The following is a 17753-nucleotide window of genomic DNA, read 5'->3' on the forward strand; positions in this document are numbered from 1 at the left end:
TGTTTTTTTATACAACACTCACTTTAATCGATGAATATCAAACCAGTTTATAGCGAAATAAAGTTTCTTTAGTAATATCAGTTAATTGAATAACCCCCGCCACACTCCATATTTCTTGCTCTAACTGCTTCCCTCGATGAATTGCATAACTACTAATATAATCCAGCTCGGGATTTAAGTAGTCCATATCAGGCTCGTTAGTGCGGGAGAGTTGGGTGTTAATACAAAAGAAACTCCCCTTTTTTAAAGCGTCTTTAATAAATGCTTTTTTCGCATCTACAGTGTTTAGCTCGCTAGAGAGTTGAGTAGTTACTGCTTTTTCAACCTGTTCAACTTCATCATTTATCGCGATGAATAACATATTCTCAATCGGTTGGCTCCCCGATTGCATTTTCTTTAAGCTAGTATTTACTAAGCTGCTTGCTTGATAATTATTTAACAGCGGGTATAAGTTATAAAAATTATTACGATTACTGAGCTGCAACATTTTTGCTAACAAGTCGCTATTATCTGAGCCCGAAGCTATCGACTCAATTTTATAGCGACTGCCGCTTGTTTGAACAATTAATGTCTGCGTTGTTGAGCAATTAGCATAAACTGTGCGCAGGGCTTTAGCTAAATCAGGCGACATATTCGCGTATTCGTCAGTGGTTAATTTTTCTTTATTTTTTTCAATTAACAATTTAAAAAATGAACGACCAATGTGTTGATGCTTTTTAACGTAAACTCTTAAATTAACTATAGTTTTCTTTTTATTGATATGAACTATTTCATAAGGAAGTTGGTTTAAGTCAAAAGCAGAAGTAATTTTTTGTAGCGCAGGAAAGCTTAAATTAACAATATCGCCTTTACTAAAACTTGTTGTTGTTTCAAGTTCGATTTTTAATCCTAATGTTGAAAAATCATGAGAGAAACCACTACATTTTACCTCGGCAGATTCTATAATTGCTGGCGTTTTATATTTAAAGCGCGGCTCTTGTCGATGATTTTTATAGTTAATACCTAGCTCATCAATATCTAACGTTTGAGTCGTTCTTTTATGACCAAATGTTTTCAGCAACTCTTTATTAATATTTTCATAAGATAGCCCTTTGTATTCATTTCTCACTTGCTCGTTAGTAATATCGTTTACTACTACAATGGCAGGTATATTTTCAAACGTAGTGATAACGTCATTCGATAAAGGTGCATTTAAATAGGCATTCTTTTTAGATAAGGTATTCGACAAAGTAAAGGAAGAGTTGGCATGTTGAGGCTCTACAGGTAAGTAACTCAGCTGTGATATCGCAAAACTTGGTTTAGCTGCGGCAAAAGCTAAAAATTGAGAGGCAAATTCTTCATTGTTTTTTAATTCTTGCTCGTCCGCGCTATAAAAAAAACTTTGCCCTTTATTGCTATGAACAAAGCTATAAACGAGTAAAGTTTTATGCGTGACACTACCACTTTTTAAATAAGCTAATCGCCTTTCTTTTAATAAATAATGCAGTGTACTTCTGCGTTGTTCATCTTGCCAATATTGGTAAATGCTTTGGCTATTATTAGACGTCAGTGCATACCGCGGTAAAAGCCCTTGCTGTGATTGCTCAATAAAAATAGGCAACTCGTTAGACTTGGGTAAAACGTACTGCTCCAAGGTTCTAGCCTGAAGAGCGCTAATCGTATTGTCTAAATTAATTTTATAACGGCGCTTATTTCCTTTAATAAAGCCGGCTAAAAACTGACTAAAGCTATCATCAACTTGTTCGTTTAAGCGCTTTACACCCACTAAATGATTTTTATTGTCAGACAGCACAGTACACACTTCGTAACTTAAATGGCTATCTACACCAAACTGAAATTCTTGTTCAAGACCGACAAAGTGAATACGTAAAATATCACCTTCTTCTACCGATACCGCACTTTTAAAGCGAAGTTTACAACCATTAACACTCAAGTCAGAGCTTGATGCATCAATGGTTTCATTATTATCAAACGTTATCTCAAGAGGAATAACAAAGTTCATTCTCTCTTCTGAGCGATCCTTATAATGGCCAAACTGATAGAAAGTCGCGGGGTATTGGACTTTTTCAAAAATGGGTTGTTCTTCTGTTAATGGTGGGCCTGTTTGAGCTGAAGATTTCTCATTTTGATAAATAACCCGAAAATTATTTTTAGTATTTTTAACCGCTTCATACACACCAAACGTATAACTACCGTAATAGGCGACGTTTTCTTCAAACGATTTAATCGCTAATTCATCAAGAAAGTGTAATTTCTCATCGTACTCATAAGTACGACACTCACCATCTACCAAGCCACGTAAATCGATAAGGCGCGTACATGGGCTAGCTAAGCGCTTAAGCTCCATCTTTAATAAAAATTTTTCTGTTTTTTGCAGCCCAGCGGTTGCCGCAGCAAAGTCAGCATCAAAGGTCTTTTTTAACGCTTCACCGCGAAACTGATCAATTATTTTTTGAAACTTTGAAAAATCTTTAGTCATCTAATATTTTTGTTCTTTAAAATAGAGAAAATTACCGTTTTTAGTATAATACCAATCGGACTAATTAACTGTTTAACTTCCAGTTATTACCTTGATACTATCTTAACGATATTTTGACAACAAGCTGATAAGTATAAAATATTAACAGCAGCTCAAACCCACTAATTTTTTATTGACGGTCATCCACTTACAATCAAAGTAGAAGCAATTACTATGCCCTCAAAGAATAACTAAGGCAAAAACTATGGCAAAAGACAAACCGACCTATGTGTGTACAGATTGTGGTGCTAACTTCAACCGTTGGCTAGGACAATGTACTGAGTGTAAGGCATGGAATACTGTTTCAGAATTTAGACAAGCTAAAGTGCCTGGTAGAGGCAATAACTTCTCGGGCTTTAGTGGCATAGTAGACGCTAAAGTACAAAATCTTGACGCGATAGATTTAACCGATTTACCTCGCTTTTCGTCAGGCTTTGCGGAGTTTGATCGTGTATTAGGCAGCGGTATCGTTCCCGGCAGCGCCATACTCATAGGTGGAGAGCCCGGCGCAGGTAAGTCAACACTTCTGCTTCAAACAATGTGTGATTTAGCCAACACCATGCCTGCACTTTATGTGACAGGTGAGGAATCATTGCAACAAGTGGCAATGCGAGCGAAACGCTTAGATTTACCAACAAATAATTTAAAAATGCTCTCAGAGACCAGTGTAGAAAATATTTGCCAAATTGCTGAGCGTGAAAAACCTAAAATTATGGTCATTGATTCTATCCAAGTGATGCACATGAGTGATATTCAGTCTGCACCAGGCAGTGTGTCACAAGTGAGAGAAACTGCTGCTTACCTAACAAGATTTGCGAAACAACATCATGTGGCAATGTTACTTGTCGGTCATGTAACTAAAGATGGCTCCTTAGCAGGCCCGAAAGTTTTAGAGCATTGCATTGATTGTTCCATCATGCTTGAAGGCAGTAGCGACTCACGCTATAGAACATTACGCGGCACTAAAAACCGTTTTGGCGCAGTTAATGAACTTGGCGTATTTGCCATGACAGGCGCCGGCCTTAAAGAAGTTAAAAACCCTTCCGCTATATTTTTAACGCGCAGTGAAGAGCCAACACCCGGTAGTATTGTAATGGTATTATGGGAAGGCACCCGCCCTTTACTGGTAGAAATTCAAGCTTTAGTTGATCACTCAGCTTTAGGTAACCCACGACGTGTTGCTGTTGGTGCCGATCAAAACAGGTTATCTATGCTTTTGGCAATATTACATCGCCACGGTGGTTTACAACTCAATGATCAAGATGTGTTTGTTAATGTTGTGGGTGGCGTTAAGGTTACCGAAACCAGTATTGATTTAGCATTAATACTGGCATTAGTGTCTAGCTTTAGAGATTTAGCACTACCACAAGACTTAGTTATTTTCGGGGAAGTAGGCCTGTCTGGTGAAATACGGCCAGTCCCTAGCGGACAAGAACGGATTAATGAAGCTGCCAAACATGGCTTTAAACGAGCTATAGTGCCTTATAACAACATGCCTAAAGAGCCAATAAAAGGCATGGAAGTTATTGGCGTTAAAAAGTTGAGCGAAGCACTTGATGTGATCTAACCAAAAGAACAACAGATCCTACATAACTTGAAACAAATAAGAACGCATAATTTTGCCGAAAAACAAAGTGTGCGGTTATTTTACTGCTAACATTATTATTATAAAAAACGTAAAATACTTCGGCAAGAGAATCAACCTTTATCTCAACACTAAAATGACTTATTAATGAAATTTAACTCAACTTCACTATTACTTATGCATGACTCTTTAATGTTCAAATTTTTTATCTTTAGCTTGTTGATACTCAGCCATGTGGTTCATGCAGAACAATTAAGCATAGAACGCATTTATTCTGCGCCTTCTCTTAATGGCGAACAGCTCAAGGCTATGCAAATATCTCCTGATGGTAAAAGAGTGACGTTTTTAAAAGCCAGAAATAATAATAGTAATCGTTATGACCTATGGGAATACCAAGTCGATAGGAAGTCTAGTAAATTATTAGTAGATTCTGACAGCATTTTTACTGCAACCGAACAACTTTCTGAAGAAGAACAAGCCCGACGTGAACGTCAAAGAGTTTACGGCTCAGGAATTCTCGAATACCAGTTCTCGCCCAATTCACAAGCATTATTATTTCCACTTAATGGCGATATTTATTATTACCAATTAGCCGATCAAACAACCAAGCGATTAACCGATACCAGTGCTTTTGAAACCGATGTAAAGTTTTCTCCCAAGGGGAATTTTATTTCTTTTATTCGACAACAAAATATCTACATTCTTAATTTGGCTACGCTTAAAGAGCAACAGTTAACAGCCGATGGAGGCGCTTTAATTAAAAATGGTATGGCTGAATTTGTTGCGCAGGAAGAAATGGATCGAATGACCGGGTATTGGTGGTCGCCTAATGAAAGGCATATTGCCTTTTTACGAGTTGATGAAAGTCCTGTAAATAGTGTTACACGCAATGAAATTTATGCACAAGAAAGTAAACTCGTGACACAGCGTTATCCAAATGCAGGCAGCCGCAATGTAAACATTCAACTCGCATATATTGATATAAAAAATGAGCGTACCCGTTTTATAGATTTACCAGAAAATGAAAGTGCTAACGGTGATTTTTATCTGCCACGCGTAAAATGGTTACCCACGAGTAAAGATTTGTCTTATCAATGGCAGAGTCGCGATCAAAAAACCTTAACGCTAAATTTTTTCAATTTAAGATCTCGTAAAAGCAAAACAGTGTTAACAGAAAAATCCTCCCACTGGATAAACTTACATAAGGATTTATATTTCTTAAAAGATAATAAAAGCTTTATTTGGGCATCAGAGCGCGATGGTTTTAAGCACTTATATCGCTTTAATTATCAAGGACAAATGATTAGTCAGTTAACCAAAGGTCATTGGGTAGTTAACTCACTAAAAAGTGTTGATGAAAAAGCCGGTTGGGTATTTTTTACAGGCCGTGCCGATACAGCGCTTGAACGCCATTTATACAAAGTACCATTAAATGGAAAATCACCGGATCATGTTGTCCCAATTAGCAAACGTAATGGCTTTCACTCTATTGCTTTTGCTAACAATAGTGACTTTTATGTCGATAGCTTTTCAAATATTTCTACGCCAACACAAGTTAGTATCCACCACAATAATGGCGAGATTATAGCTTGGCTTAACGAAAATATTATTGACGAACAACACCCATTATCACCATTTTATTCGCAATTAATTATGCCTGAATTTGGCTCTTTACCAACCAACGACGACACAACATTACTGTATTACAAATTATACAAGCCTGACAATTTAGAACCTGGTAAAAAATATCCTGTTATTGTCAACGTTTATGGTGGTCCACATGCACAACGTATCACTAATCAGTTTCAAGGTGCTGATATGACACAATACTTTTTACAGCAAGGTTACATAGTTTTTCAACTTGATAACAGAGGCTCTAATTATCGTGGCACAGCATTTGAATTTCCAATTTACGAGCAGTTAGGCAATATTGAAGTAGAAGATCAAATAACAGGCGCTAAATTTTTACAATCGCTCCCTTATGTTGATAAAGACAGCATCGGCATTTACGGCCATTCGTATGGTGGCTATTTGACACTAATGACAATGTTTAAAGCTGGAGATTTTTTTAAAGCAGGCGTTGCTGGTGCTCCTGTCACTGACTGGTTGTTATATGATACTCATTACACTGAACGTTATTTAAATCACCCTTCGGTAAATAGCGAAGGTTATAAACAAAGTAGCGTATTTCCATTTGCACAAGACTTAACAGGTTCGTTACTGGTTTATCATGGCATGGCTGATGACAATGTATTATTTACCAACACCACCAAACTGATTAAAACTTTACAAGATGAAGGTAAGCTCTTTGAACTAATGACCTACCCTGGCAGTAAACACAGCATGCGAGGGAAAAACGTTAAGGTGCATCTAAATAAAACCATCGTTGATTTTTTTAACCGTAAGTTAAAGTAAGAGCACAATATATTTTCCTACACTTCTATGTAATTAAACCTACTAAAAACACCTAAGGATGGGTGAAAAACATCGTTACAGCAATTTACATCACACTTCTGTCATCACTATTATTAACGGCGTTAACTTATAATGCCTGCTAATAATCATTAAACTTTATTTAACAAGATATACCTTAAGCATTAACCTTAAGTATTATCGAATAATTCCCTTTTGCAAAAATCCATGCTAGCTTGTTGCATCCAATATACAAAAACACATGAAAAATACACTTTTAGGAGATGTCATGGCTAAAACTAAATTACTTGTTATTTCAACTTTAACCCTAGCAGTTGCCGCTGTCGCTTACTCTCAATTATCATCGCCAGATGAGAAAGCGCAATTAACCAATAATGCGCTTAACAACGTCAAGACTGTTAATCCAGCAGAAGAGTTTGCCATGATGAAAGTGCCTGCTAAGCAATTTAAAGAGCCAACACTCACCCAAGCTAATGAGAAAGAAGCAAACAGCGTTGCACAACAAGCTTCAGCGCCTCCACAAGCTCAGGTAAAACCAAGTAAATATATGCCTAAAAAAGAGCATCCGCCAAGAGATCATAGCTCACACTCAACACACGCTCGCGCCCATGGTCATGAAAAAGTGAATAACGATCCAAGATATAATGCTCCGCGACCACCAGGAGAGCCTAAGAAAAGTTTACCAACAGCAACTCACGATCACTAAAAATCGAAAAAATTAGTACTAGAGGGAGCTAGTATTAATTATTTAATCTAAATAACCTGAGCTCGGCTTAACAAATATTTCTCTAACAGCTATTTTTCCTTACTTCTTCGTTAAATTTCTTGCAATAGGCCAGCTATTGACGCGAAATTTACCTTGAATTAAGAAAAACTATCAAGCTAGAGTGGAGTAAAATAATTATTTACCTATTTTTCAAACTGTTAACCATCTCTAAACCGAGTTCAGGTTAAATATTTCTTCACCTGCCCTGTCATTAAATTAATATTCAAGTGTCTAAACACCCGTCTTATTTTGGCTTCCTGCGAGCAATTTGATGTAAAAACATCAAAATTCTACCCTTTACTAAAAATATACAATATTTAATTTGTTATTTTTAGCTTAGCTAAGAGTATTGAATAATAAGCGTTAAGTGATTATACAATCGTTATACGAAAAGCTTACGAGAAAATTAATTATGGATACTGTATACAAACTGTAATATAAATAGTGTGAAACAAATTATTACAATTCCCAAGAAAACTATAAAAACAGATGGATGTATTGAGTTGACTGAACAAGTTGTCTGCGCAACTTATTTCAGCAAAGGAGTATTCACCACAGTAACCAAGGTGAAAGAAACAACTCAACAATATTTGAAACAGGTCACACACTCTTATGAAATTATCAATGAAAAAATCACTGCTCGCTAGTGCTATATTGCTATCGATAAATATTGGCAATGCACAAGCAGCCGGCATGTGTGGAACAAAAACTTTAGAACGTCAAGGTGAAGTTCCCGCTAACCAAACTCAATGCATTACTGACTATGGACATTACTTCTACGTTAATGTTCCTTATGAAAATAGCAATGTTACCATTACCACTTCAGGCGGTGCATTTAATGGCAGCGACGCGGATATTAAGTTATATGATGGCGGGGATTGGAGCGGTAATATTGAAACTAGTAGTACCACGCTAGGGACAAATGAAGAAAGTATTTCCTTTACCTCTCGTGCTGGTAATCGTTATTTCGCAATAAACGGTAATATAGAAGAAGTCACTTTAAATGTTACTATTACAGGTGGTGACATTCCACCACCAATGCCTGATGAATATATTGTTTATGATACATATATTCCTGTTAATGTTAGTGCTGCGCCTATTTCATCTAAGGCGGGTTATGGCTCGGTAATAGCAGACATTTTAGCTGCTGACTACGATGGCTTTCAAGCCATTGGCGCTTCAGTAAACGACCCTATTAACGATGTGTCAGCAGCGATTCACTATCTTGCCAAAGCGGATGATTTAACTGATCCAGATCTTAACCAATTATTATACTTTTTAGCCTCTTATAAATATAACGCCGAAGCAATGACAGACAATGAAGCTGCGGCATTAAGCACAGCATTATTAGCTGTTACACAAATGACAAACTTCATTAGTGAGTCAGGTGCTGTTATTCAAGAAGGTTATGCTTATGCACTAACTAATTTAGAACGTAATTCTGGCGCTATTTACTTTAAAGACCATTTACCTCATTTATTGGCGCTTATTCAATATTATTCAATTCAATCAAATCCTTTTGGCTTAAGTAATGCAGGTGACACTACCATGGCGCTTTTAGGCGCTATGGGTTCTGCCGCGTTATACGGTGATTCGTCCGTTTCCGACGCATTTAACGAAAATATGTTTGATGTGATTTCAGTAATGCGCTCGTTTGTATTTTTAGGTGAAACCTCACTTGATATGCGTTGGTCTGCAGAAGCAGATAGAAAGTGGATTATGCCGCATTCGTTTCCTGTTCTGGGTAAAATTTCAGCCATTGGTACTGATGAAGCTAAAGCGCGTATTGACAGCATCATTTTAGAAGCACGCGAAAAAGTTATAAACGATATTTCTATTGAAACTGCTGAAACAATCATTACCAAAAACTATTTAGAAAGTGCCGGTCGCGCTTGTGAAGCAAGCGATGCGTTATTTGGCAGTTGTGTTGTACCGCCTAAAGAAGAAGATATTTTAACGGTAAGTTACGACTGTACAGACAAAATCACCATTCGTGCTCAAGCGTCAATTAGCCAAGCAACCCTTGATCAATCTTGTGCTGATATGGCTTTACAAGAAACTGAGTTCCACGCTTTCTTTAACTCAGCAGGCACACCAGTTACTGGCGATTTAAATGAACACTTAGAAGTCGTTGCTTTTGCAAGCCCGGAAGATTATGAAAAGTATGCAGGTGAATTTTTTGGTATCAGTACTGATAACGGTGGTATGTATTTAGAAGGTACTCCTACGGCACAAGGTAACCAAGCACGCTTTATTGCTATGCAATGTCCAGATACTTGGGTAGGTAATTCATGTCAATATGAAGATCAAATTTATAACTTAAGACATGAATATGTTCACTACCTAGACGGTCGCTACAATAAAGTCGGCTCATATGGCACCTTTGATCCAAATGCAGCTTGGGCAGAAGGTATGGCAGAGTTTATGGCTATGGGTAAAGATCATACTCGCACATTAAATACTTTAAAAGGTGAAACGATTCCGCCACTTTATAACATCGTATTTATGGGCTATGAATTTGATAACCTATACCCTTGGGGCTACTTTGCGATGCGTTATTTAAGTGAAGAGCATAAAGGTGAAATTGAGCTTATTTTAACCACATTAAGAGCAGGCGATAATACCGCCTATAGAGCAGCGCTTAAAGATGCAGTACAACGCACTGAAGACGGTTTTGAAGCTTACATGTTAGCTAACTCTGAAACAGTAGCACCAGCTGCAGCACAAATACCAGTAGCAGACACTATAGGTAGCTGTGCACTGGTTCAACAATACGCACGTTATTTCGATGCAGAAAAAACTAACTTTACTTTCACCAATACTACGGATACTCCAGTATCATTATTCTGGATAGACAGTACAACGGGTGAAACAAACTTTGGTAAAAACTATAAAACCTTAAATGTTGGTGACACCTATACCTCAGCAAGTTGGACCGTTGGCGATCGCATGATGTTAAGCGATAGTAACATGAACTGTTTAGGTGTAGCAGTGATGGCTGAAAATAACAATACATTCACCATAGATGCCGACCTAGTAAAAGATGTAATCACTGAAGAAATTCCTTCGCTAAACCAAATGGGCAGCTGTGCATTAGCACAACCTCACTTAATTGGTGAAGAATCGCACTCATTTACGATTACTAACACCTCTGATACAGCGGTACGTTTATTTAGAATAGATAATACCAAAGGCACTATTATAACCACTAGCGGTGCTACTGACTTTACTCATGGTTACGGTATTTTAGCGCCAGGTGCGAGTTACAGTAACGATATTTGGTTTGCTGATCGCCGCTTAATGGTGACAGACAGTAACTTAAATTGTTTAAGTGTTGGTGTGCTTAATAACCCAACAGCTTCATTTACAGTTGATCAAGCAATAGTTGCTAATGCCGCAACTCCTGAGGTTATTCCAGCAGCCAATGCAATTGGTGGTTGTGATTTACAAGCTCCGCATTTAACAGGTCCTTTTGAAGCTGACTTCTCTTTTGTTAACAATAGCGATAATCCTGTACGTGTTCACCGTGTTGATAATGTAACAGGTGAGCTAAGTGAAAGCTTTGGCTTTACAACCTTACAAACAGGTGAAACTTACGATAGCGTAGAAACGTGGAAATGGTTTGGACATCGCCGTGCGGCAATCACCAACGAAAGTAATCAGTGTTTAGGTGTTGCGGTAATGACTGAAGAAGATACCAGCAATGATTATATCATTACGAATGAACTTGGCGGTGGAACGCAAGAGCCTGTAGATAGTGATGGCGATGGCGTAGTTGATAGCCAAGATGCTTTCCCTAATGATCCAACAGAAACGCAAGACAGCGATGGTGACGGTGTAGGTGATAACGGCGATGCATTCCCAAATGATGCAACTGAAACACATGATACCGATGGCGATGGCATAGGTGACAACAGCGATCCAACGCCAAATGGCGATGTTGATAGCGACGGTGATGGTCATTTAGATAGTGTAGATGCCTTCCCGAACGACGCAACAGAGTGGTTAGATAGTGATAGCGATGGCCATGGTGACAATGGTGACGCCTTCCCTAACGACGCAACTGAATGGTTAGACTCTGACAATGATGGTCATGGCGATAATAGCGATGCATTTCCAGCAGACAACACTGAATGGCTAGACTCAGATGGTGATGGTATGGGTGATAACTCAGACCCATATCCAAATGATGCAACCAACGGTGGTGGCGAACCAATCGCCGACTGTGGTGAAGCCACGATTACTAGTGGAAGATTGACCTTAGAAAACACTGAGTGTGTTGCCGGTGGTCGTGGTTCATACTATGTATGGGTTGAAGAAAATAATACTGAATTATTCTTAACTACCCAAGGTGGTAATGGAGATGTGGGTATTTATTTCAACGCTGATACATGGGCGACAGCGGCTAATGCTCAATCGGCATCATCAGCAACAGGTACAACACAATCGTTATCTGTAACTGCAAATAGAGGCTGGCGTTATGTTTCATTAGAGAGCACTTCTAGTTTCTCTGATGTAAGTTTTAAAGTGAGTTTAACTGAAGGTGATATAACTCCACCTGTTGAACCACCAGTCACTGGCGATATGGTTAACGCTTGTGAGTCTCAGTCACCATTTACATATGGTGCAATAGAGTCAGGTAATGCCGTTTGTACAGGCATTGGCCATAATAGCTACTATATCTACCTTGACAGTTCAGTTAATAGTATCGAAGTAAACACTGAACACGGCAGTGGTGAAGTGGCACTTTATACAGGTTCAAGCTGGCCTAGTGCAAGTGATCATAGTGCTAAGTCTGACACTGCAGGCACAACCGTACAAAGCATTACAGTTAACAACCCGCCAACAGGTTGGTTCTATATTGCTGTAGAAAGCAGTGGTAGTAATGTCAGTGTTCAAGTTGATGTAAACTAATTTACAACCAATGACAAAAAAGTAAAACGAGCCTTATGGCTCGTTTTTTTTGGAATGAATTTAAGGTTTTATTGCCACAATTTGGGCAATAGCTTGTTGACCAGATTCATTATCGGCGCTCACAACGCCCTCAAATAAATGGATAATTTTCCAATCAGAGAAGTGCTTAGCTAACTCACCATGGTTTAATAAAAACTCCGCTCGTTTTGGCCGACCATATTGTGGCTGATCGACGGTAAAAGTTTCATAAATCACCATACCACCAGAGATTACTGAGCGTTTTATATGTTCAAACAAGGGACGATGTAAATAGCGAAAAACCATAACAGCAGCAAATTCTTTTTTATTAAGCGCAAGATTAGTTTCTCGCTCAAAATCAACTTGCCATACTTGTGCTAACGATAAGTCTTTGACAACAGAACTGCAAAAAGGTGTTGTACTTGGTAAACTTTGTTTTACTTGTGCAATAGCACTTTCTTTTACATCGGCAAAAACGACGGGGATATTATTTTTGGTAAGAAAAAGACCATTTCGGCCACTGCCGCAAGCAAGATCGAGCACGGGAGCTTGCTTACTCAACCTTTGTAATGTCTCAAGGTATGTCACTAATAATTTGGAATGATTCAATGCATTATCCTTATAATTTTAGCGTATTGACTATTTACGCTAATACGCTAATACGCTAAAAATATAATAACACCTGCGGTTTACGCTATAAAACAGCTTTATACCAACCTCATTAACCCTGTAATCATTTCTACAGATTAAAATAACAAACGACTGCTTTATTTAATAGTTAGAGCAACTAGCTATCAAAATAAATGCCTTGTATTTGGTCATTTCCTGCGGATAAAGTAGATCCGCTAATTAATGAAATGGGTATTACTTACCATTCGCCATCGACTGAAGTAACTCTAAGCGCTGTTTCTCTTGAGGGCTGCTCTCATAAGGTTGAGTAGCTAAACTCGACACAGCGAAATTTTTTATTTCATATTTTTTAATCGCCGACTCACCAAACTTTTTACGCACTCCTGGCGATGGTGACATTAACTCAATCATAAAAGTGGACAGATAAAAAGGAGGCTGTCTATTTTGTAAAACTGACTGATGTGTTTTTAAAGCCACTTTTTGAAGGCCAGTTGTTAATTTACTTTTCGTGACTAAATGGGCAATAGGTTGATCATTAGCATCGAATAAATTAGCTCTTACCCGGTACAAACCTGCTTTTTTAGTCGTAAGTTTAGCGGTAACTACCATATCAGCGCCATCAGCTTTGGCAGGTTCAAAAGCTTCAATTATAGCAACGGGATTATTGTATTTTAATGCCAGCACAATCGGCACTGACTTATGACCAACATCTGCGACAACTTTTATATGAATTGACTCTGGAAACTCTTTTTTCCCTGCTAAATTAACTTGCCAATCTTGGTCTTTCTTTTTAAAAAAAGCCGATGCCAATTCCTTATTGGTTTGTGAATCTATCAAACTAAAACGAGCCCCCTTAATACTTTCTCCTTCTAGTTTGGCAACTATCGGTTCAGGATAACTGTAACGGTATTTAGAAAGCGAAGCGTTAATCGAATTCCCTTCGTCATCAATCGGCATATTTTGTGGGTTAAAATAATTAGGGTTAAGTCGATCAAAATCAGTCGGTTTTAACGGTTGAGAATACACAGGAAAGCTCAATTCTTGTGCGTAAACCTTTGAAATAAATACCGCAGATTTGTTCGCACTTAACAAAGACACTTTAGGTTTTTCTTGAGCGATAACTTCAACAGGCTTTATTGACGGCTTTACTACGACAGTTTTAGGTAAATTAACCTGAACCTCATTTTTTTGGGGTAATATTTGTGGCGTTGTTGGCCACAAAAAATAAGCCGCTATCAGTAATACACTGATAGCGGTTACTATTTTAATTAACATAGATTGATTCATTAGTTCGGCATTGATGCATAAAGTAATGCTGAGAAACTGGTATTAGACGAATTCTCTACATATACGTATTTGCTTTTCCACCACCACCAACCACTGGTTTCCTGATACGTTGAAAATTCAATATTATCATTCGACAACATACGTTCTTGACTATCTGCTGCGGTAACTTTACCTTTAACTGCTGGCTCAATAATTGATAAATGACTATATTTATCACTCATTAACATAGGGTAGTGATAAGGCATAAATCCCGTTACCGCATCGTTTTGATTGGTTAACTTGCCATTAAAATCAACTAAGTTAGAACAACTGCCGTAATTCCCTTGGCGATTTCCACCACAAGCAGAGTGGCTTCCGACTACGCCATCATCATTTCCTTTAATAAAACCACTGGTGACGCCTAAAAAGTCACTAGCATCTCCAACAAATCTTAACCGTGGAATACGTGTGCCAGGAAATGGTGCAAGTTGTCTTGCATTATTAACTTTTAAATCATGTAAAACGCCCATTTCATCAGTTAAATCGCCTCCTAACCAAGCTTCAAGTGCAGCTTCAATTAAAAAAGTTCCACTTTCTGTTGCTTGCGAAACGCTGACCGCTAAATCAGCAAGCTCACTACCACCGCCAGCGCCTGCTATGTCAAACGTGGCAACAATATTTAAAGGTTGTAATCCTGCATTCATCAACCATGTTTCTTGGTTTTCAATAATATAGCGCGCAACTAAATCACCTGTTGAATGCGTAACAAAGATACAGCCAGGGTCACATAAGTTACTCTGTGCAAATTCTTGAAGTTTTGGCCAAACATAATCGGTTGTTATTTTTTGTTCAATCCTCTCATCTGATGGCCAATCAATACGAGCATCAGCAAGATTATTCCAGTAACTATTCCAATAATCTTGTCCACTTGCTTCTACATCAGGATTACTAATGAGCTGTTGTGGCTGAAAACCATGTATTAGTACTATTTTAAATTGTTTTGCTAGAACGGTGTTTGAGATGAGCCCAAAAAAGAGCGTTGTCAGTACAACTATTTTTTTTATCATTGTGGTGTTGCCTTCTTGTTGTTTTATTTAATTATTTTTATAATTATATACCCATCTGGTCTGACGTTAGACCAGACAGTTCTAAAGCATAGATCATTTACAAAAAATTAACAACAGGCTATTTTTCACACAAAAATAATAGAAATAACAACTAGAATATAAGTGTGGTACATAGTGAGGTGTAGACAATTTCGATAAAATTATTAGGGTACAGGTTTAGCTACCACGAGTTTTAAAGCTTACATAGACGGTGGTTTATGTACAGACACATGATCTTTTAGTAGGAACCTGTAGTATTTGATTTAGTAGTAGGAGTTCGAGCTGATGATGATTATGCTGATTTGATTGAAGACAACGGTGGCTCGGAAGAGGTAATGATGATTTCTGTAGCACTACAATTAAGCGCAAAATTTTAAGTTGATTAATTTTAATCATATTAAAATCAAAAACGAGCTTTAAAACTCGTTTTTTGATTCATTTTATTTTGCGTTTAGTTGTTATTACTATTTAAAACTCAACTGTAACATCACGTCCACCTTCAATTTCATGGTTGTGATAATTCCAAGACATTTTATCAATAATACGTTCGACAAGGCGTAAACCTAAACCGTAACCGTAATCTGCGCCGGTATGATTCAGCACTTGTCGCTTTTGGTTAATATTAACAATATTAATTTTTGAATCAGCAAAACTGATAGTAACCTCACCATCAATAGTATATTGAAAAGCATTACGAATAAGATTATTCAGTACTAAGCGACAAGGCGTTTCAACCAATTGCAATATACTAGCTTCAATCACTAAAGAAACCTTAACGTTCTTACCTTGCAGTAAATACTGATTATCATCCACAAGATCATGCAGCATATCAGCGACATTCACTTGGCTAGTAATTAGCGCATCGTCTTGCTCTCGACTCAACCACAATAACGTTTCTGTAGTGTGTTGCATATTTAGTGCCGCTCGTTTGATACGTGCGATGGCTGCAACGCCTTTATGATCACAAGTTTCAGTTATGCCAGCTCCTTCTAAAATGCGGGCAAGTAACTCGCTGTTACTTTTAACAACAGCAATGGGCGTACGTAATTCATGGCTGGCATGCCTAAGAAAGTCTTGCTCTTTGGTTAAGATCTCACTCATACGTGTTAATGCAATTTGTTGTTGCTGAGCGATTCTATTAAGTTCGTTAAATTCAAAATCAGGAATAACTTTATCAACGTTATCCTGATTTAAGGTATCAACCCAATTACTTAATTGACCAAAAGGTTTTAATGTTCGCTTTAATATTAATTGCACAATGACATGCATCATTAACCAAAACATCAACGCTATTGGCAGGGTAAGCAATAATTTTTTTATAATGCCGTTTTGGCTTAAAGCATCATATTGTTCAATGTTAATTTCACGCACTAAATAAAATATTTTCCCATCATTTAACGGCTGAGCCACGATTATTATTGTTTGCTCTGGCCATGAAAAAATATTATCTTCAGAAAAAGTTCTCACGTTTTCCATGGTTAACGAATTTATTTTTTCAATGTTTGGAAAATGTTTTTTTATGTGGTTTGGGAGCTGTTGCCAACCTAAATAACCTTTAAAATGAATAGTATCGGGCAATGCAATATCATCCCCTCGATTATAAATTTTGCTAAAGTGATTACTCTCTAGGTGTAGATCTTGAAAGTTTGCTTCATCTAAACCACTAACAAAATAAAAACTGATCACTAATGTGTAACTAAGCACCACGGTTAATGCAACAAGGCTCTGAATTCTTAATACATAGCGGCGTAGTGTTTGCGGTCTATTCATTATGAATTAATGTCGCCAAAAGTTACCCCTTGCCCAGCAATGGTATGAATGAGTTTAGGCTCAGGTAATGAGTTTTTATCTAAATTTATTTCACAATGGTTGTCTTGATTAGTCTGTTGACTATCAATTTGTTGCCTAAGTTTAAAAAGATGAACCTTCAAACTATTACTGTCTGGGGCATCATCCCCCCAAATAGCCTGTGATAGTTGCTCGCGTGAAAGCACTTCAGGTGCGTTACGCATTAACACTTCAAGTAGTTTCCAACCGGTCGGTGATAAATGTAATACACGATTATTACGTACTGCAGTTTTAAGGGTAAAATCAACCGTCAAACCATGTTGTGAAAATTTATTAATAAGCCCTCTTCGTCGATTGGTTAACACTTTTAACCGTGCAATTAGCTCTAACATCTCAAATGGTTTTACCATGTAGTCGTCAATACCTACTTCAAAACCAGAAAGCTTATCATCTAATGTATCGCGTGCAGTTAACATGATCACGGGTGTACTAATCCCCTGCTCTCTTAATTGTTTGCACATAGTTAATCCATCCATACGCGGCATATTTACATCAAGAATAATAACGTCGTAAGGACGAACCAACTTTTGCTTGGCAATGAATTGTAACCCAGCAATACCGTTAGGCGCATGATCACATTGAATATTTTCTAATTCAAGGTAATCAACTACCGTTGTCGCTAAATCTAAGTCATCTTCAACAAGTAATACTAGTGTCATGATAATTCAA

At 37.7% G+C, this 17753-nt stretch carries 10 protein-coding genes; 4 read left to right on the forward strand and 6 right to left on the reverse strand.

What is annotated here, in order from left to right; all coding sequences use genetic code 11:
- Nucleotides 1–37: 37 nt before the first annotated feature.
- Complete coding sequence (locus AC27G3_RS06975; protein ID WP_487120085.1) at nucleotides 38–2479, reverse strand: PilZ domain-containing protein; 2442 nt, start codon at nucleotides 2477–2479, stop codon at nucleotides 38–40.
- A gap of 244 nt (nucleotides 2480–2723) precedes the next feature.
- On the opposite strand from AC27G3_RS06975, the gene radA reads away from it, so the two are divergent.
- From radA to AC27G3_RS06995, 4 genes are all read left to right on the forward strand, one after another.
- Nucleotides 2724–4085 (forward strand): DNA repair protein RadA, encoded by a 1362-nt coding sequence (radA, locus tag AC27G3_RS06980; RefSeq protein WP_487120087.1) that lies wholly within the window; start codon nucleotides 2724–2726, stop codon nucleotides 4083–4085.
- Nucleotides 4086–4280: 195 nt separating this feature from the next.
- A complete protein-coding gene (locus AC27G3_RS06985; protein ID WP_487120412.1) occupies nucleotides 4281–6518 on the forward strand; it encodes a S9 family peptidase in 2238 nt (745 codons plus the stop codon).
- Nucleotides 6519–6804: 286 nt separating this feature from the next.
- Entirely contained in the window at nucleotides 6805–7242 is a 438-nt protein-coding gene (locus AC27G3_RS06990) for a hypothetical protein (RefSeq protein WP_487120089.1), read from the forward strand.
- Nucleotides 7243–7926: 684 nt separating this feature from the next.
- Entirely contained in the window at nucleotides 7927–12216 is a 4290-nt protein-coding gene (locus tag AC27G3_RS06995; RefSeq protein ID WP_487120091.1) for a collagenase, read from the forward strand.
- A gap of 60 nt (nucleotides 12217–12276) precedes the next feature.
- Here the strand turns inward: AC27G3_RS06995 and AC27G3_RS07000 are convergent, their stop codons facing one another.
- From AC27G3_RS07000 to AC27G3_RS07020, 5 genes are all read right to left on the reverse strand, one after another.
- Nucleotides 12277–12843, reverse strand: coding sequence for an SAM-dependent methyltransferase (locus AC27G3_RS07000; RefSeq protein WP_487120093.1), 567 nt, complete (start codon nucleotides 12841–12843; stop codon nucleotides 12277–12279).
- Between the two features lie 255 nt (nucleotides 12844–13098).
- The gene (locus tag AC27G3_RS07005) at nucleotides 13099–14139 is read right to left on the reverse strand and encodes a hypothetical protein (protein WP_487120094.1); all 1041 of its coding nucleotides are present in this window, start codon (nucleotides 14137–14139) and stop codon (nucleotides 13099–13101) included.
- Nucleotides 14140–14150: 11 nt separating this feature from the next.
- Nucleotides 14151–15197 (reverse strand): hypothetical protein, encoded by a 1047-nt coding sequence (locus AC27G3_RS07010; RefSeq protein ID WP_487120095.1) that lies wholly within the window; start codon nucleotides 15195–15197, stop codon nucleotides 14151–14153.
- A 507-nt stretch (nucleotides 15198–15704) separates the two neighbouring features.
- Nucleotides 15705–17006 carry a sensor histidine kinase gene (locus AC27G3_RS07015; RefSeq protein WP_487120097.1) on the reverse strand — a complete coding sequence of 434 codons (1302 nt, stop codon included), beginning with the start codon at nucleotides 17004–17006 and terminating at the stop codon, nucleotides 15705–15707.
- Nucleotides 17006–17743 (reverse strand): response regulator transcription factor, encoded by a 738-nt coding sequence (locus AC27G3_RS07020; protein WP_487120098.1) that lies wholly within the window; start codon nucleotides 17741–17743, stop codon nucleotides 17006–17008. Before AC27G3_RS07020 ends, AC27G3_RS07015 begins: the two co-directional genes overlap by 1 nt.
- Nucleotides 17744–17753 lie beyond the last annotated feature (10 nt).

This window comes from Colwellia sp. SU-HH01217 (assembly GCF_057543495.1).